At 69.8% G+C, this 25,111-nt stretch carries 23 protein-coding genes; 10 read left to right on the top strand and 13 right to left on the bottom strand.

The window, feature by feature from the left end; all coding sequences use genetic code 11:
- Positions 1-7: 7 nt before the first annotated feature.
- The 4 genes from FKR81_RS04040 to FKR81_RS04025 are packed head-to-tail and all read right to left on the bottom strand — an operon-like array spanning position 8 to position 2,811.
- On the bottom strand, positions 8-688 hold the full coding sequence (locus FKR81_RS04040) for a chitinase (RefSeq protein WP_146349528.1): 681 nt from the start codon (positions 686-688) through the stop codon (positions 8-10).
- Positions 688-1,533, bottom strand: a complete 846-nt coding sequence (locus FKR81_RS04035) for a glycosyl hydrolase (protein ID WP_146349527.1) — start codon at positions 1,531-1,533, stop codon at positions 688-690. The genes FKR81_RS04040 and FKR81_RS04035 overlap by 1 nt, the downstream gene beginning before the upstream one ends.
- A 28-nt stretch (positions 1,534-1,561) precedes the next feature.
- On the bottom strand, positions 1,562-2,299 hold the full coding sequence (locus FKR81_RS04030; protein ID WP_146349526.1) for a thaumatin family protein: 738 nt from the start codon (positions 2,297-2,299) through the stop codon (positions 1,562-1,564).
- A gap of 44 nt (positions 2,300-2,343) precedes the next feature.
- Positions 2,344-2,811: a MarR family winged helix-turn-helix transcriptional regulator gene (locus tag FKR81_RS04025; RefSeq protein ID WP_146349525.1), complete on the bottom strand. Its 468-nt coding sequence runs from the start codon at positions 2,809-2,811 to the stop codon at positions 2,344-2,346.
- A gap of 449 nt (positions 2,812-3,260) precedes the next feature.
- On the opposite strand from FKR81_RS04025, the gene FKR81_RS04020 reads away from it, so the two are divergent.
- The gene (locus tag FKR81_RS04020; protein ID WP_146349524.1) at positions 3,261-4,442 is read left to right on the top strand and encodes a helix-turn-helix transcriptional regulator; all 1,182 of its coding nucleotides are present in this window, start codon (positions 3,261-3,263) and stop codon (positions 4,440-4,442) included.
- Positions 4,432-5,454 (top strand): helix-turn-helix transcriptional regulator, encoded by a 1,023-nt coding sequence (locus tag FKR81_RS04015; protein WP_186762747.1) that lies wholly within the window; start codon positions 4,432-4,434, stop codon positions 5,452-5,454. Before FKR81_RS04020 ends, FKR81_RS04015 begins: the two co-directional genes overlap by 11 nt.
- A gap of 9 nt (positions 5,455-5,463) precedes the next feature.
- Here the strand turns inward: FKR81_RS04015 and FKR81_RS04010 are convergent, their stop codons facing one another.
- From FKR81_RS04010 to FKR81_RS03995, 4 genes are all read right to left on the bottom strand, one after another.
- Positions 5,464-5,877, bottom strand: a complete 414-nt coding sequence (locus FKR81_RS04010) for a cysteine/serine endopeptidase inhibitor (RefSeq protein WP_146349522.1) — start codon at positions 5,875-5,877, stop codon at positions 5,464-5,466.
- A gap of 61 nt (positions 5,878-5,938) precedes the next feature.
- Entirely contained in the window at positions 5,939-7,927 is a 1,989-nt protein-coding gene (locus tag FKR81_RS04005; RefSeq protein ID WP_146349521.1) for a hypothetical protein, read from the bottom strand.
- 1 nt (position 7,928) lies between these two features.
- Positions 7,929-9,440 carry a sulfatase family protein gene (locus tag FKR81_RS04000; RefSeq protein ID WP_146349520.1) on the bottom strand — a complete coding sequence of 504 codons (1,512 nt, stop codon included), beginning with the start codon at positions 9,438-9,440 and terminating at the stop codon, positions 7,929-7,931.
- A gap of 90 nt (positions 9,441-9,530) precedes the next feature.
- Positions 9,531-10,127, bottom strand: a complete 597-nt coding sequence (locus FKR81_RS03995; protein ID WP_146349519.1) for a hypothetical protein — start codon at positions 10,125-10,127, stop codon at positions 9,531-9,533.
- A gap of 390 nt (positions 10,128-10,517) precedes the next feature.
- Here FKR81_RS03995 and FKR81_RS03990 point away from each other — a divergent pair, with 390 nt between their 5' ends.
- Positions 10,518-11,693 carry a VOC family protein gene (locus FKR81_RS03990; protein ID WP_146349518.1) on the top strand — a complete coding sequence of 392 codons (1,176 nt, stop codon included), beginning with the start codon at positions 10,518-10,520 and terminating at the stop codon, positions 11,691-11,693.
- Between the two features lie 56 nt (positions 11,694-11,749).
- On the opposite strand, the gene FKR81_RS03985 is transcribed toward FKR81_RS03990, so the two are convergent.
- Complete coding sequence (locus tag FKR81_RS03985; RefSeq protein WP_146349517.1) at positions 11,750-12,379, bottom strand: TetR/AcrR family transcriptional regulator; 630 nt, start codon at positions 12,377-12,379, stop codon at positions 11,750-11,752.
- A 68-nt stretch (positions 12,380-12,447) separates the two neighbouring features.
- Between FKR81_RS03985 and FKR81_RS03980 the strand changes: the two genes are divergently transcribed.
- Entirely contained in the window at positions 12,448-13,236 is a 789-nt protein-coding gene (locus tag FKR81_RS03980) for an SDR family oxidoreductase (RefSeq protein WP_146349516.1), read from the top strand.
- Between the two features lie 24 nt (positions 13,237-13,260).
- Entirely contained in the window at positions 13,261-14,355 is a 1,095-nt protein-coding gene (locus FKR81_RS03975; protein WP_146349515.1) for an NAD(P)H-dependent amine dehydrogenase family protein, read from the top strand.
- 26 nt (positions 14,356-14,381) lie between these two features.
- On the opposite strand, the gene FKR81_RS03970 is transcribed toward FKR81_RS03975, so the two are convergent.
- A complete protein-coding gene (locus FKR81_RS03970; protein WP_146349514.1) occupies positions 14,382-14,672 on the bottom strand; it encodes a DUF4342 domain-containing protein in 291 nt (96 codons plus the stop codon).
- 126 nt (positions 14,673-14,798) lie between these two features.
- Between FKR81_RS03970 and FKR81_RS03965 the strand changes: the two genes are divergently transcribed.
- Entirely contained in the window at positions 14,799-15,470 is a 672-nt protein-coding gene (locus FKR81_RS03965) for an AIM24 family protein (RefSeq protein WP_146349513.1), read from the top strand.
- Here FKR81_RS03965 and FKR81_RS03960 read toward each other — a convergent pair.
- Entirely contained in the window at positions 15,446-16,606 is a 1,161-nt protein-coding gene (locus FKR81_RS03960) for a phthiocerol/phthiodiolone dimycocerosyl transferase family protein (protein WP_146349512.1), read from the bottom strand. The two genes, FKR81_RS03965 and FKR81_RS03960, sit on opposite strands and share 25 nt — an antisense overlap.
- A gap of 190 nt (positions 16,607-16,796) precedes the next feature.
- Here FKR81_RS03960 and FKR81_RS03955 point away from each other — a divergent pair, with 190 nt between their 5' ends.
- Entirely contained in the window at positions 16,797-18,143 is a 1,347-nt protein-coding gene (locus FKR81_RS03955; RefSeq protein ID WP_235921276.1) for an AMP-binding protein, read from the top strand.
- Positions 18,131-18,535, top strand: a complete 405-nt coding sequence (locus tag FKR81_RS45785) for an SDR family NAD(P)-dependent oxidoreductase (protein WP_146349510.1) — start codon at positions 18,131-18,133, stop codon at positions 18,533-18,535. Before FKR81_RS03955 ends, FKR81_RS45785 begins: the two co-directional genes overlap by 13 nt.
- A gap of 115 nt (positions 18,536-18,650) precedes the next feature.
- Here the strand turns inward: FKR81_RS45785 and FKR81_RS03945 are convergent, their stop codons facing one another.
- Positions 18,651-20,162, bottom strand: a complete 1,512-nt coding sequence (locus FKR81_RS03945; protein WP_146349509.1) for a CoA transferase — start codon at positions 20,160-20,162, stop codon at positions 18,651-18,653.
- Between the two features lie 156 nt (positions 20,163-20,318).
- Between FKR81_RS03945 and FKR81_RS03940 the strand changes: the two genes are divergently transcribed.
- The gene (locus FKR81_RS03940) at positions 20,319-23,141 is read left to right on the top strand and encodes a helix-turn-helix transcriptional regulator (protein ID WP_146349508.1); all 2,823 of its coding nucleotides are present in this window, start codon (positions 20,319-20,321) and stop codon (positions 23,139-23,141) included.
- 73 nt (positions 23,142-23,214) lie between these two features.
- Complete coding sequence (locus tag FKR81_RS03935; protein WP_146349507.1) at positions 23,215-23,793, top strand: hypothetical protein; 579 nt, start codon at positions 23,215-23,217, stop codon at positions 23,791-23,793.
- Between the two features lie 45 nt (positions 23,794-23,838).
- Here FKR81_RS03935 and FKR81_RS03930 read toward each other — a convergent pair whose 3' ends face one another.
- Complete coding sequence (locus tag FKR81_RS03930) at positions 23,839-25,005, bottom strand: FAD-dependent oxidoreductase (protein ID WP_146349506.1); 1,167 nt, start codon at positions 25,003-25,005, stop codon at positions 23,839-23,841.
- Between the last annotated feature and the right edge of the window lie 106 nt (positions 25,006-25,111).

Below are 25,111 nucleotides of genomic sequence, written 5' to 3'. Positions count from 1 at the left end.
CGGGAGCTCAGCAGGACAGCTGGTCGCCGGGCCGGACGTCGAGGATCCCGGTGAACTCGCGGTACACGCGCACGCGGCTGGCGACCTGCGCCGGGTTGCCGCCGTTGCACTCGAGTGCGCCGTTGATGCTGCGGATGGTCTCGCCGAAGCCGCGGCCGCGCACCATCGCCTGGTGCGGCGTCATGCTGCCGGGGCCGTTCTGGGTCATCCAGTACCAGAGCGCGGCGCGCCACGAGAGCGTCGCGTTGGTCTGCAGCAGGTTCGGGCGGTGCAGCAGGTCCGCGCCCAGCGCGTCGCCTGCCGCCTGGTAGTTGTAGTTCCAGCTGAGCTGCAGCGGTCCGCGCCCGTGGTACGCGGCCGGCCCCTCGGGGCAGCCGAACGGCCGGGGTTCGCAGTAGTCGCCGCCGGGGTTCTGCTCCACCACGAACCGCAGGCCGCCGGTCTCGTGGCTGACGTTCGCCAGGAACGCCGCGAACTCCTGCCTGCGCACGGTTCTGTCGTCACCGTTGGCGAACGCCGGGAACGAGTTCGCCGCCTGACGCAGGCCCGCGAACGTGTAGAAGTCGTTGCGGTTGGGGAACATCCGGTCGTACTGGCCTTGCGTGATCATGAACGCGTCGGCTGACGCGGGTGGCGCGACGACCGAGCAGACGGCCGCCAGCAACAACCCGGCAACACGGAACTTCATCAGATGTCTCCCCCTCGGTTTCCGGGTGCGGCCCGGTAGGCGCGGCCGACCTCGTTGGGCGTCGCGCCGCGGTACAGACCGGTGCCACCTCGGTCGGCCGGAAGCGCGAACCACGCGTAGCGCTCGACGAACGGCAGGCCGTGCATCATCTCCGCGGCGGCACCGGCGAACGTCGCCAGCTGCCGTTGCGTCGGATACCGCGGTGTCGGCCCTGAGAAGTCGATCAGCGAGAACTCGGTGACCCACAACGGTTTCCGGTGCTTGGCGTGCACCGCGTTCAGGTAGCCGCGCAGATGGCCCACCGCGGCGGGCCCGAAGTCGGCGCCGTACCAGTGCAGCGGGATGAAGTCCACGCGCAGGTTCCGCGTGCGGGCGCCGGCCAGGAACCGGTCCAGCCACCCGCCCTCCCGGTCCGCGCCGCTCGCCACGGCCGGCGCGCCCATGCGGTTGCCGGTCGAGGCCAGCCTGGGCCACAGGTCCAACGCCCGTTCCACGGTCATCCGCGCCTGCGTGGGCAGGTCGGGCTCGTTGAAGCCCAGCAGATGCGTGCCCTGCGCCGCCGCCTGCCGGAGCCGTTCCGGCGTGACGTGGTCCTGCCCCCAGATGGTCGGGACGAACTCCACGCCGGGCGGCGGGTCGATGTCACCCCTGGTGGAGTCCCAGTTGTGGAACCAGCCCGCGCGCACGTCCTCCAGCGCGGCCCTGATGCCGGGCATGTGCCACGTCGCCACCCCCTTCTTCCGCACCGGCGCCGCCTCCGCCGTTCCCCACGGCAGCAGCGACGCGGCCAGCGCCGCGGACAGCACGGCACGGCGGCTCGGCCCTTGCGTTTCCTTGCCTGACAAGTCTTCCTCCCCTACGTCGACCGGATCGCTAGTGGAACATCACGGTCAGCTTGTTGCAGTCGCGGCAGCTGAACATCGTGCGGTTGCCGGGCTCGCCGTCGTGCTTCGACCAGCTGTACGCCTTCGGGCACGCCCTGGTGATCGCGTTGCTGTAGGGGGTTTTCGCGTCCCGGTTGGGGTTGACGCACAGCATCGGTTTGCCGGTGTTCGGATGCCTGCGCAGGTTCGCGTCGGGGCACGCGGGCAGCAACGCGCCGGGACACCCGGCGGTCCCGCAGAACTGGCCGTTGGGCGACGGGCCGTTGGTGGGGTTGATCGTGATGGGCACGTTCACGCCGTTGACGTAGCTGACGTTGTACCAGGGTGCGGGCTCGTCACGCGGGTCGAAGGTGAACTCGGCCAGGCTGGCGGGCTGCTCACCGGTGGTGCAGTGGGCAGGCCGCGCGCCGCAGTCCCCCACCAGGCATCCGAACGTCGAACCCGGCTCGCCCTTGCAGTGCTGGCGGGCGAAGAACTTGCCGCTCCAGTGGTTTCCCGGCCCGAGCGGGATGTGGACGCTGACGGACTCGCCCGCCTCGAGCTTCGGCAGGTCGCCGATCTTCTGCGACCCGTCGTCGTTGACGCCGCTGCCCACCCAGACGGGGCCGCCGGTGGAGTTGACCAGCTTCACGGTGTACGGCGGGGCGGCCGAGGCCGGTGCGGCGGCGAGCGAGCCGACCAGTGCCAGCAGCAGGACAATCCACAGTGGACGTAAAAGTGTTCTCACACACCGAAAGCTAGTGAGACCAACGGCCGCGGGGTACTTCGGTGCTACCCCAGCATTTGCCCGAGCGCCTGGTGGAACGCCTCGCGCTGGTCCTTGTCCAGCGACGAGAGCATGCTCGCGTCCACCTTCTGGATGGCGGCCAGCAGCACCATCGCGGCGCCCTGGCCTTCCGCGGTCGCGCTCAGCAGGACCTGCCTGCGGTTGGTCTCGCTGCGTTCGCGGTCGCAGTAGCCGAGCGCGGCGAGCTGGTCGGCGAGGCGGCTCGCGGCCTGCTTGGTCATCTCGAGCCTGCGCGCCAGGTCGCCGACGGTGCCCTCCTGACGCGCCAGTTCGATCGTGAACCAGAAAGCCGTCGGCGGAATCGGCCGGTAGTCCTGCACCTCGAGCGCGTCTCTCATCGCCTCCCGGTAACGACGCAGCACGACCGCCAGCCGCTCGGGCGTGGTCCGAGCGCCGCGGTCACCAGTGACGACCTGCGCATCCGGCGAACCGGCGAACGACCTGGACTGCATGGCGCAGACGATACCCACACATGCGGATAGTCCTAGAGTGCGACTGTCCTAAGTATTGACAGTTCAACGGACGCCTCATACGGTCCCTGCGTGCTCCGTTACCGCGTGATGACCACGCATGCGCTGTGTGTGAGCGCTCTCGCGATCGTGCTGGCGGCTGCCGCACCGGTCAACGCGACAGCGGTCACGGCGTGGCGGGTCGAGTTGCTCCAGCCGGCGAAGGCCGGCTGTCTCAAGATCGTCGCGGAGAAGCGCAAGAAGCCTCCGCCACGATGCCGTCCGTGCCCGAAGCCGCGCGCGATGAAAGCCAAGGCGGTCAAGAAGAAGAGGGGACGACTGCCGAGGCGCTGCGTGCCGGTCCCGGACCTCACCGCCCTGCCGACGGCTGTGGACGGCCCGCCCGTACGCAGGCGCCGAGTGCTGACTTGGGGGAACTCAGCATGCGCACGATGCTTCGCACTGATGCTCACCGATCCGACTGCCTCGCCGCGCTGGCAATCCGCCAGACGATCAGCGGCGCGAACTTCCCGGAGGCCGCACGTCTCGCCCGCGCCGCGCTGGACGCGGGTTCGTGCCGCGACGACCCGGTCTGCGTCTGGCGGTCGATGATCGGTCTCGTGGCCGCGGGCGACCTGGTCACCGCCGACGCCCACGTCGGACGCCTGCTCGACGACGTGAACCCCGGCCTCGCCGACGAACGCCGCCGCCGCACCATGCACGCGCAGGTGCGCGGGCAGATCGCCCGGCTGTCGGGCGACCTGGCCACGGCACGAGCCGTGCTGACGGACGCGCCTCCGGGCGCGAGCTCCCTGCGACTGCTGTCCACCGCGTTGCTCGTGGAGGTGCTGGTCGACACGGGCGACGTGGACGAGGCCGAGAAGACGTTGCTGGCAGGAGACTTCGACCACGAGCTCGGCCAACCGTCGGCCATGCGCCCGATGTTCCTCACCGCCCGCGCCGCGGTGCACCGCGCGAAGGGCCGCCCGCTGGCCGCCTACGTCGACTACGTGGTGTGCGGCCACGACTTCCTCGCGCTGGGCGTGAAGAGCCCGGCGATCGCGCCGTGGCGTGGAAAGGCGGCCCTCGCGGCACACGCCGCACAACGCGAGGAGCTCGCCCAGCAGCTGGCCGCGGAGGAACTGGCCGCCGCCCGCCGCTGGGGCGAACCCCGCACCGTCGGCACCGCGCTGTCCACGCTCGGCCGGGTGCGCGGTGACGACGGAACAGCACTGCTCGCGGACGCCGCCGACCTCCTGGCCGTGGCGGGCGCGCAGCACGAGCTGGCCTGCACCCGGCTCGAACTGGGCCGCAGGCTGGCCGCCCGCGGCGACACCAACGCCGCACGCGGCGAGTACGCCTCGGCGCACACCTCCGCGTCCCGCACCGGGCACGCGAACCAGCTCCAGCAGGCGTCCGAAGGGCTCGCCCAGCTCGGCCCCGCACCCGCGCGGCCGCTGACCAGGCAGGAAGACCTGGTCGCGGGCCTGGCCGAGGCGGGTCTGAGCAACCGCGCCATCGCGCAACGCCTGTTCCTGACCGTCCACACCGTCGAGGCTCATCTGTCCAATGTGTACCGAAAGCTCGGTGTCAACGGCCGCAAGGACCTCTCCGGGGCACTACGTGCTCGATGACCGCACCGACCGAGCGGTCGAGCTGACCAACCGGGGCACGAACCGACCCGCCGCGATCGCACTGGCCGAAGAAGTCCTGCGCTCATCAGCCGCGGCAGCCGACATCCGCCGCTGCGTCCTCACCCTGATCCACGCGGGTGTGCACGCCGAGGCGGAGAACCCGGTGCTGGCCGCCCGAGTCACCGCCCTCACCGCACGCCCCGCGCAGGCACTCCCCCACCTGCACACCGCACCCGCGTGGCACGCCGAGGCGTTGATCGACCTGGGTCGCCACGACGAGGCACTGGACGTGCTGCTCTCGCACGACGAGACCGCTGACCTGCTGTTCGCCAGAGGCCGTCTCAACCAGGCGCAGGGCCACCACGACCGCGCCTGCGCGGATTTCCTGGCCGCCGGCCGCGCCGCCGAAGCCGCGGGCATCACGAACCCGGCGGTGCTCCCCTGGTGCTCGGCCGCCGCTCTCAGCGCGCACGACGCGGGCAGACCGGTGGTGGCCCGTTCGCTGGCCGAGACCGAACTGGTGGCGGCCCGCCGCTGGGGCGCCCCCCACGCGGTGGGACGAGCCCTGCACGCGGCGGCACTGACCGGCGACCCCGCACACGCCGTCGACCGCCTCACCACCGCCGTCCGCCTGCTGAGCAAGGCGACCGCCGACCTGCTGCCCGCCCGCCACAGCCTCGCGCAGGCGCTGGCCACCCAGGGCAGGCACACCGAAGCGGCCGAGACCTGCGCCACCACGCACGTCATCGCGCAGCACCTCGACCATCCACTGTGGATCCAGAACACCCGGCAACTCGGTGAACGGCTCGACCGGCTGCGCCGGCTCACGCCGCAGGAGTCGCGAGCGGCGGCGCTGGCCTGCGCCATGAGCAACAGGGAGGTGGCCACCGAGCTGGGCGTGACCACCAGGACGGTCGAGCTGCACCTGTCCCAGGTGTACCGCAAGCTGCACGTGCAAGGGCGGCGTGAGCTGAACCGGGTGATCCTCCGGCTCGGCGTCACGCCGCCCTGACCGTTCAACCTAGCCGCGCACGAACTTCCACTTGACGTCGATGACACCCCGGTCGGGATTGGCGAGCCTGCGGAACGCGGGCAGGCTCAGATCGACGTGGTCGCGGTCGCAGCCCATGCACTTGTCCTTGACCTTGGCGCGCACCTTCTTGCCGTTGTGCATCACCTCGACGAAGACGTTCCGGCACAGCGGGTCGTTGTTGGGGTTCGGCGTGGTCCAGAAGACGGGCGACACCGCGACCAGCACCTCCGCGCTCGCGTCGATGTTCGGGCCGCACGCGCTGGGGCCGACGTTGTCGTAGTAGGTCGCCTTGCCGTCGATCACCCTGCCGAACGGGATGGCGGCGCTGGCGTCCACCGCCGCCACCAACGAGATCGCCGAGGCCGCACCGACCACGGTGAGGAACTTTCGCGTGAATGTCATGTCACCCAAGCTATGCACGCGAACCACCTCCGCCCATCTCGGTGCGACCCCAGGATTTCCCTTACACGCCAACACATCCAGGTCGCCCCTGCGGGGCCAGGGTGAACAGGGTGACCGAGTGCGCCGGCACATTCGCGTTGAACGCATCGGAGCCGACGGAGCGGCAGGACTCGGACATCCCCACCGCGTTGGGGTTCTGCCTGGTGTTGGCCGAGGTGAACCGTTCCGGCGCCACCGTGCGCACACTCGCGCTCCCGTTGCCGGTGAATCCGCGCAGCACGATCCTGGTGTCGATCGCGTCACCCGCCACCGGAGAACGGTTCACCACCATCACGTGCACCGTGCCGTCCGGTGCCCGCGTCGCGGTCGCGGTGAGCTTGCCGTAGTTCAACCGGCACCGGTCCTGCGGTGTGCCCTGCCCGTCGCACATCTCAGACTCGTTCGGACTCCGCTGCGGGTTGCCGACGAGCGTCTGCCGCACCCGCGCACCGCCCGCGTCGAACATCGGCCGCACGGCCTCCCGAGCCCATGCCTCGGCGGAGTACACCCGTCCACGTCCGAGCAACGTGTACATCCCGTCCGAGCTCAGGTCGTTGCCCTCGACCCACGGCACGCCCAGCTCCAGCCAGTCGGCCCACTGGCTCGCCATGTAGAGCGCGTGCGTCATCGAGTAGGTGTACTCCGGGTACACGCCACCGCCGTCAGGTCCCCACAACGCACCGAACTCGGAGATCGCCAGGTGCGGGTTGCCCGCGGCGTGCTGCCGGACGGCGTCGCGCAACGCCACGAACTTCTGGCGTTCGTTCAGCGCTCCCAGCACGTGCCAGTCGTGACTCTCCACCTCGGAGTCCCAGTCGGCGGTGTGGCTGCCGGAGAAGTGCGTGTAAGGGTGCGTCGTGAGGCAGTCGTACACGCTGCCCGGGGGAATCCCGTTGCCCTTCATGGCCTCGAACTTCGGCACGAACGCGGGCTTGCCCCACGACGCGCACACCTCCAGGTCCGGGTCGACCTCCCGCATCGCCGCGCGGAACTGCACATATCCCTTGTGGGTGGACGTGTACGACGCCACGACCGCCTGGCCGCGCGGCGGGATCATGCCGCGCCGCCCGTCGCCGAACGTCACCGTGCCGCGGAACTCGTCGAGCACGTACTGCTGTGCCTGCGGACCGCCCAGCACCTCCACGCGCTGCCACACCTCGCCGCCGACGCGCAGCTCGAAGTCGTCTGGCTGCGCCGTCGGGTAGTTGAGGTCGAACACCTGGTTCGCGCTGCCGTCGCTGGGCACGTCCGCAGTGCTGCCGCCGCACGACCCGTCGGGCGTGGACAGCTTGCCCAGCCGTTCGGTGTTGATCCGCCGGGTGCCGCCGCGGATGTACTGCTCGAGCGCCTCGTTCTCGTTCTGCGACATCCAGTACCGCTGGCTGGAGTGGAAGTTCTCGTTGCCGAGCTCCCACCGCGTGACGTCGTACGGCCCGCGGTGGTCGGCGGGCCGCAGCTCCGCCCAGTCCACACCCCCGTTGGGGTTGATGCCGTCACCGGCGGGCGTGTTCAGGTATTCCACGAGATCGGCTGCGTCCGCCGCGGTTCCAATCGCCATCGGCACCATGATCTGCGCCTGCGCGCCGAGCGCCGCGGTGAGCCGCAGGTGCTCGTCGAGCCCGTACGACGGCAGCCTCCCGGACAGCACGTCGTCCGCCGGGTTGCCCGCGTCGCCGGGCTCGATGCGCCCGTCGCGCTGGCAGCGGCGGTCGGCACCGATCGTGCCCTTCCACTGCGTCGTGTTGGCGACCGTGCCACCGGGCCAGCGCAACACCCGCACGCCCATCGACCGGGCTTTCTCCAGCACGTCGCGCACGGGCCGGTTGTTCACCGGGTCCCACGTGCCGTACCCGTCGAACGTGTAGCGGTGGTTGACGCCGAGGAACGCGCCGGGCACCGGCCCCTCGCTCTCCCCGGTGAACACGGTCAGCACGGCCGGAGCCGCCGCGCTGCTGGGAGCGCTGACGAGCGTGGCCAGGAGAGCGACCGCGAGTGCGCTGAGCGGCTTCACGTCAGCCTCCCCGCACGTGGGAGGCGGCCCAGCAGTTCTGCCGGCAGTTCGCCAGCTCCCGCAGCGGACCGGCCAGCTGCCCAGCCCGCGGGTTGTTCGGCTTGTTGTTGTGCTGCAACGGATCGGTCTTCAGGTCGTAGTACTCCTTCTCCCCGTTCGCGTACTCGACGTACAGGTCGTTCGCGGTGCGGACCGCCTGGTACGAGGGCGTGGCGGCGGCGAGGTCGTCGAAGTCGGGATCCGCCGCGGTCCCCTGTGGCTTGCGGTGCTCGATGAACGCGGCGTTGCGCCAGTTCGGCTGGTTCTGGTTCTGGATCAACGGGAGGAAGCTCCGCCCGTCGCGGTCAGCGGGGCCGGCCCCGGCCATGTCGAGGAACGTGGCGAACAGGTCGACGTTCTGCACCATCTCGTTGCGCACGAAGTCGCCGTTCCCGGTTCGTCCTGGCCGCTTGACCAGCAGTGGGACATTGACGTCGTGGTCGTAGGCGGTGCCCTTGCCGCGCACCAGCCGGTGCTGCCCGAGGTGAAACCCGTTGTCCGAGGCGAACACGATGAACGTGTCGTTGCGTTCGGCCGGCGTGAGCTTCGCGAGCACGCGGCCGACCAAGTCGTCGACCGACTGCACCATCCGGATCCGGTTGCGGAAGTCGGTGCGCAGCTCGTCGACCACGTTGGGCCCCAGCGGTGCACGCCGCACCCAGCCTGGCTTGTCCTCGGTGTCCTCGTCGAACGACGGCAGCTCCCGCGCCACGTCGATGCTCGGGCAGCTCGGCCCGCCGCAGTCGCCCTGCGAGAACTCGCCACCGGGCCGGTCACGGGGCGCCGGCGGGAACCGCGGCTCGCCCTCACCGGGCTGGTACGGCACGCGCTGGTGCGGCGCGAACGGCGCCACCTGCAGGAAGAACGGCCTGTTCGGCGCCTGCGCGCGCGATCGTTCGATGAAGTTCTCGGCGGTGCGAGCCAGCCGGTCGGTCAGGTACGTGTCGGTGTCCCGTTCAAACCGCCGCACACCGGTCTCGCGGACGTAGTCGGTGATTCCGTAGTTCTTCTCGTTGTAGCCGGCACCGCCCGCGACGTGCCACTCGTCCCACCCGGCAGGCACCTTGAAGTTGTCGCCGACCGGATACTCGTTGATGTACTTGCCCATGTACCCGGTGCGGTAGTTCTGCCGGTTCAACGCGGGCGCGTACGCGCGGCCCTCGTGCCGCTCGAACGCCGCGTAGCCGCCGTTGTCGGTGCCCACGTTGGTCAACACCCCGGTGTTGTGCGGGTGCTCACCGGTGAACATCGACGCCCGCGACGGGCAGCACAGCGAGTTCGACACGAAGTAGTTGGTGAACCGGGTGCCGTTGTTCGCCAGCGACCTGGTGTTGTCCATGTACTTCAGCAGGTCCGACGACAGGTCGTCGACCAGGAAGAAGATGATGTTGGGCCGGGATGCCTGGGCCTGGAGCGGTGCCGCCGCCGTGACCATCCCGGCCAACAGCAGCAGTACCAACACGAACCGTCTCATACTCCCGGCACGCTAGTAACGGGAGGAACCCCGCGGTACTTCGGTGCGACCCCAGGTTTGCCCCAGGTCAGGCGTCGAACCGGCTATCGCTCAGTCAGGTCCTTGTGGAGCGTTGATCCGCAACTGCCGGTCGAGCGACGCCACCAGATCGGCGGCGAGCGCCGTGCCGTACGGCGTCGCCCACTCGCCCACCAGCCCGAGGAAGTCACGAAGGTCCTGCTGGACGGCGGCGAGCAGGTCGGAGAGCTCGTCGATGCTGATCTCGACAGGAGGCGCGTCTACGTCCCCTGTGCCCGACCAGAATCGTGCGACGCCGTCTTCGATCCGCACCACGTGCTCCGGGTTGTGGCCGAGCCACGGCGGCGTCCCGTCCACAATCCCGTACCAGTCGCGCCAGTCCTCCAGACCGCAGCAGCATCCCGGTTCGACCTCCACGCCGGTGGCCGTGTCGCGGGCCAGCAGTCCTCCGGGCGCGACGAGGTGCTCCTCGGCGAGAAAGCGCAAAGTGTCCACGTCGTCGCGGTCATCACCCTTGTTGTACTCGGCAATGATCGCCATCGCGGTACCGACCTCGAGCGGCGACATCCGCTTCGACAGCACCACCGGGTCATGGCTCGGTTCGCCGACCGGCCAGAGGTCGAAAGGGTCGACTATCCGGCGGGTCAGGACGGCCCGGATCTCGGTCACGCGGCCAGTCTGACTCCCGGCGACGCGTGAAGCACGTCATTTGCAGTGCTGCTCAAACGCCAGACGCGCGGACGCGCGGACTCGGACCTTCTCGTCATTCGTCGGTGACGACGGGGTCGCCAGGGTCGTGTCGGGTGGCCACGACCGAGCGGTCGCTGCCGTGCGGTCTGCCGGGAAACCGACGGGTCGCGGTGGGCGGCTACGTCGGCATCGCACTGCTGGAGGTGGATCGTTCCGCGTGGTCGGGCCATCGCTCTGACCACCCGGAAGGGTCTGCGGCAACGACGAGTGCGAGGCGCGTGGCGGTCAGGCGAACGCCGCTACCTCTCCGAGGGCTGCACGGCCAACTCAACCCGACCGATCGTCCGAATGAGCTCTACAGTGCCGGGCATGACAGAGAGCGGAACGGATTGGCGGGTGGTCGACGGCGTTGCGACGGCATGGTTCGACGCGCCTTCGCTGATCGAGGGGGCTGCGCTGGCCGGGCGCATCGTGGAGCTGTCGGCCGAGATCGTGGTCGACCTGCGCGCGACAGGCGTGCGGGTGCGCCTCGACTCAGACGAGCACGCCGAGGCGGTGTCGGCGGCCGCGCGGGATCTCGAGCTGGCCGCGAACCCTGCCGTGCTGCAGCATCTGAGCGTCGTGTTCGAATCCGCGAACCCGTCTGTGGTGAGGCGGTTCTGGCAGCGCGTGCTCGACTACGCGCCTGGGGAGGACGGCGGTTTGGCGGATCCGTTGCGGCGCGACCCCGCGATGCGGATCCGGCAGTCGACCGAGTCACGGCCGTTGCGAAACCGCATCCACCTCGACGTGGTGCGGCCGGCCGCGGCGGTCGAGCAGGCGAATCTTGGTGAGGCATCGGGACCGTTCGGCGTCCGTCACACCGACCCCGACAGCAACGAGGTCGACCTGGTGCCGGGCGCGGCGCTCGGCGAGAGGACCAGGACAGCCGACTGGCAGGCGGTGTTCAGCGCGATGGCGTGCTACCGCATCACCTCGCCGACGCAGCAGTGTGACCTGGCCGCCGCAGCAGCGGCCCTGGCCGACGACACCGGCTTCCCGCTGCTGGTGGACCTGCGCCCAGGGCTCGTGATCATCGACAGCGGTAAGGACCAGTGGGAGGACGACGCCCACGGCCTCGAGCTCGACTTCACCGACCTCGCCGGAAACCTCCAGACCGCTGCCCGCGACCTCGGGGCCACTGCGGATCCGGGGCTGCCGCGCTTCGCTCAGCTCTTCCTCGACGCCGCCGACGTCGCCGCGGTCCGCGCGTTCTGGGTCGCCGCACTCGGATACACCCACGACCGGCGAGCCGGGGTCAGCGACATCCACGATCCGCGGCGGCTGAACCCGGTGCTGGTGTTCCAAGAGCTCGACGCTTCGGAGACGGAGCGGCGCCGGCAGCGCAACCGCATCCACTTCGAGCTCGCTGTGCCGTCGGACCTCGCGCAGACGCGCCTCGCCACGACCGTCGCAGCCGGTGGCCGGCTCCTTGACGAGTCGGAGGGTCGCTGGCGGGTCGCCGACCCCGAAGGCAACGAAATGGTGATCGTCAGTGGGGCATGAGCTCGGGTACGCAGGTCGCCCAACCAGCCACGGCAGCAGGATCGGTACACCCAGCTTCACGGCGATGCGGCGGTGGACACCGGGGCGGTGAGCATGCCGGTGATCAGGTCGACCAGCTCCGAGGCCGAGTGCGGGTCGTCCGGCGGCAGGTCGCCCGCGCACACGGCCCGCTCGCGGTCGGCGAGCAGGGCGAACAGCACGGTGGGAAGGACGCGCAGCCGGCGGCGCCTGAGCGCGGGCGGCAGGTCCCGCAGCGCGCGGTCGAGGCGCATGATGATCAGCCGGACGGCTGCCCGCCCCGTTCGGTCGAGGTTGGTGTCCGCGGCCAGTGCCGGGTGAGTGCGGACCTGGTCGAGGAACCGGGCGTAGTGGGTGGCGCCGTGTTCGTAGGGAATGGTCAGCATCGGCACGACCAGCGCCGAGACCAACGCGCGGATGTCCTGCGCTTCGCCGGTCGCCTCGCTCGCGGCGAGCAACTCGAGGCGATGCTGCTCCAGGTCGGCGATGCGGTACTCGGCGACGGCGTCGATCAACCCGTCCCTGGAGCCGAAGTGGTACTGGACCGCGGAGTTGTTGCGCTGGCCCGCAGCTGTGGAGATGTCGCGCAACGGCACCTCGGGGCCGTGCTCGGCGATCAACCGCTCGGCGGCGACGATGATCCGTTCTCTGGCGTCCGCGCTGGCCACGGCACCACGTTAACACGCAACAAGCACCACCTCTTGACTTTTAAGCACCAGAGCTTAACAGTGGCGGCGTGGTGACGGAGATGTTCGGGCTGCCCGGCGCGGTGGCGGTGGTGACCGGCGCGGGCCGCGGCATCGGCGCGGCATCGGCGATAGCACTGGCCGAGGCGGGCGCGGACGTGGTGATCAGCGCGCGCACCGCGGAGCAGCTGGCGGAGGTCGCGGGCAAGATCGAGGCACTGGGGCGGCGGGCCGTCGTCGTCGCGGCAGATCTGTCCGATGTGGACGCTGTGGCGGCGCTGGCGCACACGGCCGCCGAACGGTTCGGGCGGCTGGACGTGGTGGTGAACAACGTGGGCGGCACCCTGCCGAACACGTTCCTGACGACGACGCCGGACTTCCTGGAAGACGCCTTCCACTTCAACGTCACCACCGCGCACGCACTGACCGGCGCGGCGGTACCGCTCATGCTCGAGGGCGGTGGCGGGTCGGTGGTCAACATCGCCTCCGTGATGGGCAGGCTCGCCGGTCGCGGGTTTTTGGCCTACGGCACGGCGAAGGCGGCCCTGACCCACTACACGCGCTTGGCCGCCACGGACCTCGCGCCGCGGATCAGGGTGAACGCGATCGACGTCGGCTCGGTCCACACCTCGGCGCTGGACGTGGTCGCCCGCGACGAGAAGATCAGGACCTCGATGGAACAGGCGACGCCGCTGCGCCGACTGGGGCACCCCGACGAGGTCGCGGCCGCGGTGCTCTTCCTGGCGTCACGGGCATCCGGCTACACCACGGGATCAGTGCTGCGGGTCGACGGCGGGATCGGCGCGCCCAACCTCGACTTCAACCTCCCGGATCTCTGAAGCCCGCAACCCGAGGAGACACACGTGGCGTATCGCGTGGTGCAGTGGAGCACCGGCAACGTCGGAAAGTGGGCGTTGCGCGGCATCATCGACCACCCCGCCTTGGAGCTGGCGGGCGTGTGGGTGTCCAACCCCGCCAAGAACGGCCGTGACGCGGGAGAGCTGGCCGGGCTGGACCACCCGGTCGGGATCCACGCGACCACGGACGCCGATCAGCTGATCGCGGCCGCACCCGACTGCGTGGTCTACACGGCGATGGCCGACAACCGGTTGACCGAGGCGATCGACGACCTGTGCCTGCTGCTGCGGGCGGGCATCAACGTGGTGGCCAGCGGTCCGGTGTTCCTGTCCTACCCCGAGGGCACCGTGCCACCCGAGCTGGTCGAGCCCGTTCGCAAGGCCGCCGCCGAGGGTCGAAGTTCGCTGTGGGTCAACGGAATCGACCCCGGCTGGGCCAACGACTGGCTACCCCTGCTGCTGTCCGGCACCTGCCAGCGCATCGACCTCATCCGCTGCTCGGAGATCACGGACTACTCCACCTACGACAACCCGCTGGTGCTGTTCGACATCATGGGTTTCGGCACACCGCTCGACCACACTCCCCTGCTGCTGCAACCAGGCGTGCTCTCGCTCGCCTGGGGCAGCGTGGTCCGCCAGCTGGCCGCCGCCCTGGACGTTCCGTTGGATTCCGTCGTCGAACACCACGAGCGGCTCCCGGCACCGGAACCGTTCACGGCCGCGGGCCGCACGATCGCCGAGGGCACCATGGCGGCACTGCGGTTCACCGTCAGCGGCATGATCGCGGATCAACCGGTGCTGGTGCTCGAACACGTCACCAGACTGCGGCCGGACCTCGCGCCGGACTGGCCGCAGCCGGCAGGCACCGGCTGCTACCGCGTGGAGATCACCGGTGAACCCAACTACGTGCTGGACCTGCGACTGACCGGCGGCGACGGTGACCACAACACCGCGGGCGTGGCATCCACCGCCATGCGCCTGGTCAACGCCGTCCCCGCGGTCGTGGACGCCCCACCCGGCCTGCTCACCGCACTCGACCTGCCCCTGACCACCGGACGCGGGCTCGTGTCGGTTCCCGGACGCCACGTCACGAACACGTGAACCGCCTCAGGACCCGCGGCCGCTGACTACACCTGCTCAGTCTCGACCGTCGTCGCGGGATGACTACCGGGCTGCCGGCGGTTCTCAATCGTGATTCCGCACTTGCCGACCAGCGCGACACCGGCACCGATCGTCGTGACCACCGGAGCGGCCAGCGCCGCGACCAACCCGAGAGCCACCGGCACCTCCAGCACCACGTCGTCCTTGCTGTCACGCACAACCACACGACGGTTGATGCCCTCGCTGACCAGCCCGCGAACGGCGTCGACCACGGAGTCGACGGCGGTACGGGTGGACTCGGGCCTGGATTCGCTCATGACTCTCCTCGAACTGCGGATCTCCTTTGACGACTCCAGCGTGCCTGCAGTCGGGCACCCTGCCATCAGGGTTTCCCCTGACCTCCGCCTGATGCGCGACCCCGTGATCACCTGCATCATCTGAGCATGCGCAGCTCACTGTTCAACCACGAAGAACGGTCCGTCGAGCCGGGAAGCTTCCAACTGCAGAACGACCGCATGCTCAAGGTGGACCTCACCGGCAGCGGCGGGTTCTTCTTCGCCAAGCAGGGATCGATGGTCGCCTACCAGGGTGAAGTCGACTTCGCCTACGAAGGCAGCGGTGGCCTCGGCAAGCTGTTCAAGAAGGCCCTGACCGGTGAAGGCATGTCGCTGATGAAGGTGTCGGGCAGCGGAGACGTGTTCCTCGCCCAGGACGCCGACGAGATCTTCGTGCTGTACCTGGAGAACGAGGGCGTCACCGTCAACGGCAAGAACGTGCTCGCCTTCGACAGCACGCTCAAGTGGGACATCAACCGCACCGAAGGCGCGTCGATGCTCAGCGGCGGTCTGTTCAACACCACGTTCACGGGCACCGGAGCGCTGGCCGTCACCGCCTACGGGACACCGGTCGTGCTGAACGTGGACGTGCCGACGTTCGTCGACATGCAGTCCGCCGTCCTGTGGTCCACCTCGCTGAAGTCCTCGATCCGCAAGACGGCGAAGCTCGGTGCTGTCATCGGACGCGGTTCGGGTGAGGCGTACCAGCTCGCGTTGTCGGGTCAGGGCATCGTCGTCGTGCAGGCGTCGGAAGGTCACCCCGTACCGACTGCGCAGTGACCGGTCAGGGCTCCCAGTGACGACTCGACCGACGCCAGCACCTCGCCCATCACGGCCGGGCTCTGACAGGCGCGGTCGAACACCAGGTCCATCGTGAGGCTGCCGTCCACCGTGGCCACGAACAGGCCGGGTACCGGGCCTCGCAACGTCGCGGCGAAGTGGCTCTCGGTGACCCCCGCGGGGCTCTCCACCACACCGACGTTCGACACCATGATCGTCATGGGCGGCGGCGGGGCGATCTGGTCGAGGCGGACGGCCAGGCGTGTCCGCTGCGGCTCGGCCCGGTCGACGGCCGCGCGCAGGTCCACGCTGAACCGCTTGGCCACCTCGACGACATCGTCGCAGGAGTCGGCCTGCACGGTCACCACCGCGGGCAGGGCGCAGCACAGCTGGGCGTCCGGCTCGATGGGCGGAACCAGCCGCTGCCGGATGTCCACCGGGATGCACAACGCGATGGACAAGGGCCCATCAACAGCGGGAAAGCGTGATCGCACGGCACACGAGACGACACCGCAAAGCAGATCGTTGACCGTGAGCCCGTTCTCCCGTGCGACGGCGACGACCGAGGCCGTCGTGTCCTGGCCGAGCGTGAGGTGGTGGACGCCGAAACCGTTCGACGTTCCTCCAGAAAGGACAACAGGCATCGATGCCTCTGCGGGAACGCCCGGTTGGCACACGTCCCGCAGGCGGTCCTCCAGCGTCCGTTCGAACGCCGGGCGCGGCGTGGAAGGCGCCGAGTGTCCGCTGTAGTGACGCAACAACGTGTGCAACAGGGTCCGCACCAGCCGTGCGTCGGAGACCGCGTGGGCGACGGCGAGAGTGACGACCGCGGCGTCCTCCGCCTGGTGCAGCGTCAGTCGACTCACCGCCCCACCCTCCAGGAGGGTGTTCGCCTCAGCCTCGAAGGAGGCCGCCCCAGCGGTCACCGGCGGGGCCTCGTCGCACAGCTCCAGGACCAGGTCGGGGCGGATCACGCAGCGCAGCAACGGATAGTCGCGGGTGAGCCGGTGCCACGCGCGGTCGAGCAGCCCGGGATCGACGTGACCGGTGCAGGTCGTGCTGACCACGACAGGGCCGAAACCTGCCAGCACGAACAGGGCTTCGCCGTCGGTCAGCGGTCGCTCGGTGGGAGTCACGCGGCCAGTGAAAGCGGGCTCGAACGACACGGTCAACGCCGGTACGCGCAATTGAGACGGAACAAGGCCGCGACCTGCACTGATGGCCACTTGGACAGTTTCCTTAGGACGAAAATGTGGACTAAGGGAGACTCGCGCACTGCATAGTCTCCGGCCGTGATTCATCGCAGCCCACTCCCCCCCGGTCCCCGTGCCGGAGTGCTCGCTGCCCGACCACGTGCTGGCGCGGGAACACGGCGACAAGGTCACCGTCCTCGACGGCGTGACCGGCGAGCGGATCACGTACGCCGAGCTCGCGTCTCAGGTCGCTTTGGTGGCGGGCGGTGTGCGTGCCGCCGGCTTCCGACCCGGTGACGTCGTCGCGCTGCGGATGCACAACGGCCCGCGGTTCCCGGTCGCGGTGCACGGTGTCATGGCGGCGGGCGCCGCGGTGGCGCTGCTCAACCCGGACCTCACACCTGATGAGACGCAACGACTTCTGGACCTGTCCGGGGCGACGCTGCTCGACGAGCTCCCGCAGGCCGAGGCCGAGCTGCCGCCGGTCGACCCGGCGAGCACGGCCGCGATCCTCTTCTCCAGCGGCACGACCGGTGCGACGAAGCCCGTGCGGTTCACGCACCGCCACCTCGTGGCCAACCTGGAGCAGACGCGTGCGGGCTGGCGCGTCGCGGAGAACGACGTGCTGGCGGCGACCCTGCCGTTCTTCCACATCTACGGCTTCTCCATCATTCTCAACAGCGGACTGCTCGCCGGAGCGACCCTGGTGACGCTGCCGCGCGTGAACATCGACGTGTACCTCGACACGCTGGAGAACCACCACGTCACGCGCGCCTACCTCGTACCGCCCGTGGTGGCCGCACTGGCCAAGGCGCCGAAGCGGCACCTGCCCGACCTCAGGTACGCGCTCTGCGGTGCCGCGCCGCTCGACCCCGTGCACCGGGAACGCGCCGAGGAGACGCTGGGTTGCCTGATCCGCCAGGGTTTCGGGCTCACCGAGGCCGGTGGCACGCACCAGGTGTTCGACGACGACTTCGCGTCGACCGACCCGGAGAGCATCGGCACGCTGTCGCCCGGCACCGAGGCGCGCGTGGTCGAACCGGGCACGGACTCCGACGCCGAGGTCGGCGAGCTGCTGGTCCGCGGGCCGCAGGTCAGCGCGGACGGCTGGCTGCGCACCGGCGATCTCGTGAGCGTCGACGAGCACAGCAGGTTCTACGTGCGCGACCGCATCAAGGAAATGATCAAGTACAAGGCCTACCAGGTCGCGCCGGCCGAGCTGGAAGCGTTGCTGTGCAGGCATCCCGGCGTTGCCGACGTGGCGGTCGTCGGTGTGCCGGACGCGGCCGCGGGAGAGATCCCCAAGGCGTTCGTGGTGGCGGCGCACGAGGTCGACCCCGTCGAGCTCATGCGGTGGGCAGCGGAGAGAGTCGCGCCGTACAAGAAGATTCGCCAGGTCGAGTTCGTCGACGAGATCCCGCGGTCGGTGTCGGGAAAGATCCTGCGCCGGCTGCTCAAGGAGCGCACGTGCGTGTCGTGATCACGGGTGGTGCCAAGGGTCTTGGCAGAGCCTTCACCGAAGCCATGGTCGCGGATGGTGCGGACGTCATGGTGACAGGACGGGACAAGGTGGCTCTCGACGAGGTCAGGGCCGAGCTCGGCGTCGAGGTGATGGAGGCGGACCTCGCCGAGGACTCGATGCCGCACGTCCCCGACCGGTTCGACGTGCGGCGCGACACTCGGGGACACCTCGGGTTCGGGCACGGCCCGCACCGGTGCATCGGCGCGGAGCTCGGGCGGCTGGAGACGGAGATCGGGCTGCGCATGTTCTTCGAGCGCTTCCCGCACACGACCCTGGTGGACGAGCCGGTCCGGTGGCGGTCGGGCGCGTTCATGCGCCGCCTCGACAGGCTGCCGGTCATCCTCGGCTAGGAGCGAGACGCTTCGGTCCCACGGCACCGGCCGGGACTGAAGGCCCGTCCCACGTGCCACCGCGGGACGGGCCTCTTCGAAGGGGGTCGATGGCGCCGTCGTCGGCTACTGCGGATCAGGCCGGGTTGGTGGCCCGCGGCAACCATTCCGGCTGATCGGCGCCCATCGGATGCAGCACAGTGGTGGTGAATCCCTGCGGAAGTGAAGAGAACTCGATCTGATCAGTCATGCCCTGGTAGGTGCCGAGCGGGGTCTTCGCTGTGAACAGCTCGGGCGGGATGGCCGAGTGTTCCGCAGTGCTCCCCGCTGTGGCGGTGGCGAACTCCTTGTCGAAGATCCCCAGGGAGATCAGCCAGAGGCAGACGCGGGTGAGTGAGACCCGGACGCGGTACGAGCCGCCCTCGACGGCTCTGCGGCGGAGCGCCTCCAGCACCCCGACGGTGCCGAGCCAGCCGACGATGTTGTCGACGATGGGCAGCATCGGTGGCTGCTCGGGCTCTTCGAGGGTGCCGCCGAGAGCGAAGATCCCGCTGACGGTGGCGCCGACCTCGTCGAATCCCGGACGTGTCGCCCACGGCCCCTCGGCGCCGTGCAGCAGCACCTGCGCGTGGATCAGACCCCGGTGGCCGACGGCGAGTTCGTCGGCGGTCAGGCCGACCTGCTCCAGGTAGCCGGGGTGACGGTTGGAGAAGAAGACGTCCGCTCCCCGCAACAGCTCGTCGAGCTTCGCGCGATCGTCACCTGCGTCGGACAGGTACGCCGATCGCATGCCCACCTGTGTGTCCCAGTAGAACGGCTCGACCTCGCTGTCGTCCGGGCGCCACACGTTCAGGACGTCGGCCCCGAACGATGCCAGGTCCCTGCCGATCCCGGCGCCGGCGATGACATGCCCCATTCCCAGGGCCCGGATGCCTTCCAGCGGCGTTGACGCACCGGCTGCCAGCGGCTGCGGGTCGCCGTCAGCGATCTTCTCGACAGAGATGAGCGGCATGTGCTGCAGCACCTGCTGGTACTGCTGTTCCTGGAAGAACTCCTCGGTCGATCGCACCTTGGCGATGATGACGCCTGCCTCAGCGGCCGCCTGCTCGAGCTCGTCGGCGTCCCGCCGCGCGATGGCCTCGTTGATCGACTTGGCGTTGTCCGCGGAGTCCAGGAGCGTCAGAGCCTTCTGATGCAGCCCAGGGTAGACGTTGAGCGCGATCACATGCCGCCCGTCGCGGGTCTTGCGGAAGAACGGCACTTCGGCGAACGGGTTGTACTTGTTCCACTTGTACGACGGCGGCCGTCCGTTGATCTGTTCCCAGCGACCGTCCGCGAATCCGGAGAACCGCTGGAACGCCTTCCGCGTGTCGATGGCGATGTCCTGGTCGTCGCCGCCGCGTTCGCGCCAGATCGCCGAAGCGGCAACACCCTTGGCGGCGAGCGCCACCGCGGACGCGGACGCGAAGAAGAACGGACTGGCGATCAACGGGTCGGCTCCGCCGTAGAAGGTCACCTTCCCACCAGCGTCCTCGACGCTGAGACCGACAGTGCCCAACACGTCGTCGAGTACCGCGGTGAAGTTGAAGTCGGTGGAGATCAGGGGATTGTTGACGCTGTGCCTGATCTGGTCTGTGAGGCCTGACATCGGTGCTCCCGATTCCGAGTAGTAGGAACGGCACTACGACATCCATTCACGCAGCCAGGTGGCGTTTCCCGCGCCCGTGAACCGCCTGGCCCAACACCCTGGTCGTCACCCTGGGATCGGTACCCGGCAAGGCTGTCCGGCATCTACGCTCAGCCGATGCGGACTGCCGCGCCTGGGAGCCGGCCGCCGGTGCTGCTGGGCCGGCGCGGCGAGCGTGAGTTGCTCGAAGGTCTCATCGAGAACGTCCGCGGCGGGCAGAGCGCCGTGCTGGTGATCCGCGGTGAGGCGGGGACGGGTAAAACCGCGCTGCTGGACCATTGCGCCCGGCAGGCCACCGGTTTCCGGGTAGCGGCCATCTGCGGTGTCGAGGCCGAGATGGAGCTGCCGTTCGCAGCCGTCCACCAGCTGTGCACGCCGATGCTCGGACGACTTGACCTGCTTCCCGAGCCGCAGCAGACCGCATTGCGTGTCGCGCTGGGTCTGTCGCCAGGGGAGGTTCCCAGCCGGTTCCTGGTGGCTTTGGCGGTGTTGAGCCTGTTGTCCGCGGTGGCCGAGGAGCGGCCGCTGTTGTGCCTGGTGGACGACGCGCACTGGCTCGACAACGCGTCTGGTCAGGCCCTCGGGTTCGCGGCCCGTCGCCTGCTCGCGGAGTCGGTGGCGTTGGTGTTCACCGCTCGCGAACCGGTGACCCGCTGGCTGGAGGGTCTGCCCGAGCTGCCGCTCGGCGGGCTGGAGGATCAGGACGCGCGGGCGCTTCTGGCCTGGGCTGTGCCGGGACGGCTCGACGAGCGGATTCGTGATCGGATCATCGTCGAGACCGGTGGCAATCCCCTGGCGCTGCTGGAGTTGCCGCGCGGCATGAGCGCGGCGGAGCTGGCCGGTGGGTTCGATCTGCCGGGGGCGGGTGGGCTTTCCGAGCAGATGGAGAACCACTACCTGCGTCGGATCAGCACCTTGCCCGAGGCAACTCAGCGACTGTTGTTGCTGGCCGCCGCCGAGTCGGCCGGGGACGCGGCCTTGGTCTGGGGCGCCGCCCAGCAGGCGGGGATCGGATTCCGCGCGCTCGCGCCGGCGGTGGACGCGCGGCTCGCCACGCAGACCGGGCAGCAGATCCGGTTTCATCATCCGTTGGTGCGCTCGGCGGTGTACCGGGCGGCGGCGCCGTCGGCTCGTCAAGCGGCGCACCAGGCGTTGGCGGAGGTGACAGATCCGCATCGGGACCCGGATCGGCGTGCCTGGCACCGTGCGCTGGCGGCGAGCAGCCCGGACGAGGAGGTCGCGGCCGAGCTCGAGCACTCGGCCGGGCGGGCGCTGACCCTGGGCGGTCTGGCGGCCGCGGCCGCGTTCCTGGAACGGGCGGCCGAGCTGACCCCCGATGCGGCGCGGCGGGCTGGTCGCGCACTGAGAGCCGCCGAGGCCAAGCACTTCTCCGGCGATGCGGAGGCAGCGCTGCGGCTGCTGGCACAGGCCGAGGCCGGCCGGTTGAACGAACGTGAGCAGGCCAGGGCGCACCTGCTTCGTGGACGGACCGCGTTCGGCTCGAGCCGAGCCCTTGACGGCCCACCACTGCTGCTGACGGCCGCCCGCGAGCTGGCACCGCTGGACCCGCTGACATCGCGGGACACCTATCTGAGTGCGCTCTTCACGGCGATCATCGTGGGCCGGCTGGCCGGTGAGGTGGATCTGGTCGGTGTGGCCAGGGCCGCGCGGGCGGCGCCCACGTCGGCGACGGCGGCTCGTCCGCAGGACCTGCTGCTCGACGGCCTCGCCCTGGTGATCACCGAAGGCCATGCCGCCGGAGCGCCACTGCTCAAAGACGCGGTGCGCGCATTCCGGACCACCGACATCACGATCACCCAGGCCATGGGCTGGCTCTGGCCGGCCGCGCACGCCGCGTTCGACCTGTGGGACGACGAGAGTTGGGAGGAGCTGAGCGCTCGGCACACGAGGCTCGCGCGCGAGGTCGGCGGGCTGTACATGCTTCCCCTCGCGCTCGACACCCAGATCCGCTTTGAGCTCTTCGCCGGCCGGCTCACCTCTGCCGCATCGTTGGTCGAGCAGGTCGCGGCGGTCACCGACGTCACCGTGGCGGGGACCGCCCCGTACGGCGTCCTGGGGCTCCCCCACTACAGCGCCCTGGCACTGGCCGCATTTCAGGGGCGCGAGGCCACCGCGGCCCCACTGATCCACGCGGTGAGCGCACAACTGATGCGGCGAGGCGAGGGCATGGGCCTGACCATGGTCGAACACGCCAAGGCCGTGCTGTACAACGGGCTGGGCCGCTACCCGCAGGCATGTGAAGCAGCCAGGTCGGGTGCTGGGCAGACGAGCGAGCTGGCCTTGTCCAACTGGTCGCTGCCCGAACTCGTCGAGGCCGCCGTCCGCACCGACCAGCACGCACTCGCCGAGGACGCACGAGCGCGACTCGAACAGACCACCACCCCCAGCGCAACCGACTGGGCCCTGGGCATCCAGGACCGCTGCAACGCCCTGGTCACCGGGGCCGAGGCTCACTACCGCGACGCGATCGACCACCTCGGGCGCACCCGCATGCGCACCGAACACGCCAGGGCGCACCTGCTGTTCGGCGAATGGCTCCGCCGTGAGAGACGGCGCGTCGAGGCGGGTGAGCATCTGCGCACCGCGCACAGCATGTTCGTCGAGATGGGGATGGAAGCGTTCGCCGAACGCGCCCGCCGCGAACGGCGGGCGAATGGCGAGACCATCCACAAACGGCGAGCTGGAACCCATGACGAGCTGACCCCGCAAGAGGCCCAGATCGCCCAACTCGCCCGCACCGGACTCACCAACCCCGAGATCGGCAGTCAGCTGTTCCTCAGCCCACGCACCGTCGAATGGCACCTCAAGAAGATCTTCGCCAAACTCGCTATCAGCTCGCGCAGAGAACTGCTGAGTGCGCTTCCGGAACGGGCCAGGTCGGATACGAGGCCTTCGGCAGGTCCGGCTGCTCACGCATGAAAGTCGTCCGAGCTCACATCGTGATCATTGCCCTGCAAGGGCTCTCGGTGTTCGGCTCCGGCATACTCGCGGGATGCCGGAGGATCTCTCGCTCACCGACCATCAACGGGGCCAGCGGGCGAGGTTTCTGGCCGCGCCGACGGTGTCGGCGCCCCCACCGTGGCGTCCGGCTGACTGCCACGTGGTCGCTGTCGGAGGGCTGCTCGGCGTTGGATTCGCCACTGATCCCGACAGCGGCCGCGACCTGCTGCTGGTGGCGTCCACACGCGGGCTCGGACTGTTCGACACGGTCACCGGTGAGCGCCTGGCCCGCGACCACGAGCCTGATTCGGGTTGGCCGGACGACAACGACTTGACGTGCCAAGGGATCGGGCCGATCGCGCAGCGTCGCGTGCCCATGGCCGGGCTGGCCGGCGGCGGTCTGCACACCGGCACCACGGGTTGGTCGGTGGACGTCGCCAGCCCGGACTGGCCGCACGAGCGGGTGCTGTTGTCCACCGGGACTCCGTACACCGGCGGGGCGCACGGCGAGACCTGGTGGCACATCTTCCATTCGCGCCACTCCGAACTGCGTGCGGCCGGATTCTCCCCATCCGGGGCGACGCTGGTGGTGGCGACCAGCAGCGACATCACGCTGTGGACCAGGGCCTGACCCCGCACCGGAGCCGCATGTCCACCGGAACCCCGCACGGCGCTGCTACCGGTGCCCCGCCGGGGTGCCGGGGACGCCCACCCTGCCGAAGAACTCGACCAGGCCACGCGGGGAGTCGTCGGCGAAGCACAGGTCGAGCCCGCGGGCGGACCGCCGGGCCGCGTCGGCGGCGCGCGGGAACATCGCCGTCTCGTACTGACGCAGCGCGCCCTCGACGTCGTCACCGTGCTCGATCAGCGCCAGCGCCAGCTCGCAGGCGTCGCGCATCGCGGCGTTCGCGCCCTCGCCCGCGAACGGCGACATCAGGTGGGCGGCGTCGCCGATCAGGGTCACCCCCTGGGTGCGCGGCCACGCGTGGCCGGTGGGCAGGGCGTAGATCCGGCGGGGTGTGATCTCGTCGTCGCAGTGGCGGATCAGGTCGGTCAGCGCCGGGGTCCAGTCGGCGAACTCCGCCAGCAGGGCGGTGCGGGTGGCGGTCGCGTCCGACCAGTCGACGCCGCGTGTGTCGAGCCAGTCCTCGGCGGTCCGCAGCATGGCTCCCAGGTGCAGGTCGCGGCCTCCGTGCCCGCCGAGGTTCTTGTTGTCCGACAGGGCGAACAGGCTTCCGGTGCCGACCAGAGCGGCCGAGGCGGGCACCTTGGCCGGCGCGTCGGTGACGTGGAGTTCGACGTAGCTGATTCCGGCGTACTCCGGGGAGGCGCTCGAGAGCAGGGGGCGGACTCGGGACCAGGCGCCGTCGGCTCCGATCAGCAGATCCGCGGTCTCGCGCGAGCCGTTGGCGAAGACGAGTTCGTACCGCCCGTCGTCCATGCGGCGGGCTCGGCTGAGCTTGCGGTCCCAGACGACCCGTCCCAGGTCGAGCGAATCCAGCAGCAGGGCGCGCAGTTCCGTCCGGTCGATCTCAGGTCTGCCCGAGTTGCCCTCGGCGGCCTGGTCGATGAAGACGGTGCCCGCCTTGTCCATCACCCGCATCGCCTCTGCCTGCGGCCGGGTGAGCAGGCGGAACTGCTCGTACAGCCCCGCTTCGCGCAGGGCCAGCTGGCCGGACTCGACGTGCAGGTCGAGCAGGCCGCCCTGCCGCCGGGCGTCGGCGGTGGCGTCGAGCTCGTAGACGGTGCAGGCGATGTCGTGCTGCTGCAGGATCCGGGCCAGCACCAACCCGCTGAGGCCGCCGCCGACGACGGCGATGGACGGGGAGGACGAAGACGGCATGGGGACACCTCGAACGAGATCGACGAGTTAGACGTATACAGCGTACGCGACTAGACGTGTACACCGTATGCGGCCCGTAGGATGCACGCAACACACGCAAGGAGCG

It is taken from the genome of Lentzea tibetensis (assembly GCF_007845675.1).
GTDB lineage: Bacteria > Actinomycetota > Actinomycetes > Mycobacteriales > Pseudonocardiaceae > Lentzea > Lentzea tibetensis.
Note: the sequence above shows the minus strand (reverse complement) of the source record. Positions and strands in the feature narration are given on the sequence as shown.

Coding starts and splice junctions, on each gene's coding strand:
- FKR81_RS04040 (WP_146349528.1), bottom strand. CDS start 688: ATGAAGTTCCGTGTTGCCGGGTTGTTGCTGGCGGCCGTCTGCTCGGTC.
- FKR81_RS04025 (WP_146349525.1), bottom strand. CDS start 2,811: ATGCAGTCCAGGTCGTTCGCCGGTTCGCCGGATGCGCAGGTCGTCACT.
- FKR81_RS04020 (WP_146349524.1), top strand. CDS start 3,261: ATGCTTCGCACTGATGCTCACCGATCCGACTGCCTCGCCGCGCTGGCA.
- FKR81_RS04010 (WP_146349522.1), bottom strand. CDS start 5,877: ATGACATTCACGCGAAAGTTCCTCACCGTGGTCGGTGCGGCCTCGGCG.
- FKR81_RS04000 (WP_146349520.1), bottom strand. CDS start 9,440: ATGAGACGGTTCGTGTTGGTACTGCTGCTGTTGGCCGGGATGGTCACG.
- FKR81_RS03990 (WP_146349518.1), top strand. CDS start 10,518: ATGACAGAGAGCGGAACGGATTGGCGGGTGGTCGACGGCGTTGCGACG.
- FKR81_RS03970 (WP_146349514.1), bottom strand. CDS start 14,672: ATGAGCGAATCCAGGCCCGAGTCCACCCGTACCGCCGTCGACTCCGTG.
- FKR81_RS03965 (WP_146349513.1), top strand. CDS start 14,799: ATGCGCAGCTCACTGTTCAACCACGAAGAACGGTCCGTCGAGCCGGGA.
- FKR81_RS03945 (WP_146349509.1), bottom strand. CDS start 20,162: ATGTCAGGCCTCACAGACCAGATCAGGCACAGCGTCAACAATCCCCTG.
- FKR81_RS03940 (WP_146349508.1), top strand. CDS start 20,319: ATGCGGACTGCCGCGCCTGGGAGCCGGCCGCCGGTGCTGCTGGGCCGG.
- FKR81_RS03935 (WP_146349507.1), top strand. CDS start 23,215: ATGCCGGAGGATCTCTCGCTCACCGACCATCAACGGGGCCAGCGGGCG.
- FKR81_RS03930 (WP_146349506.1), bottom strand. CDS start 25,005: ATGCCGTCTTCGTCCTCCCCGTCCATCGCCGTCGTCGGCGGCGGCCTC.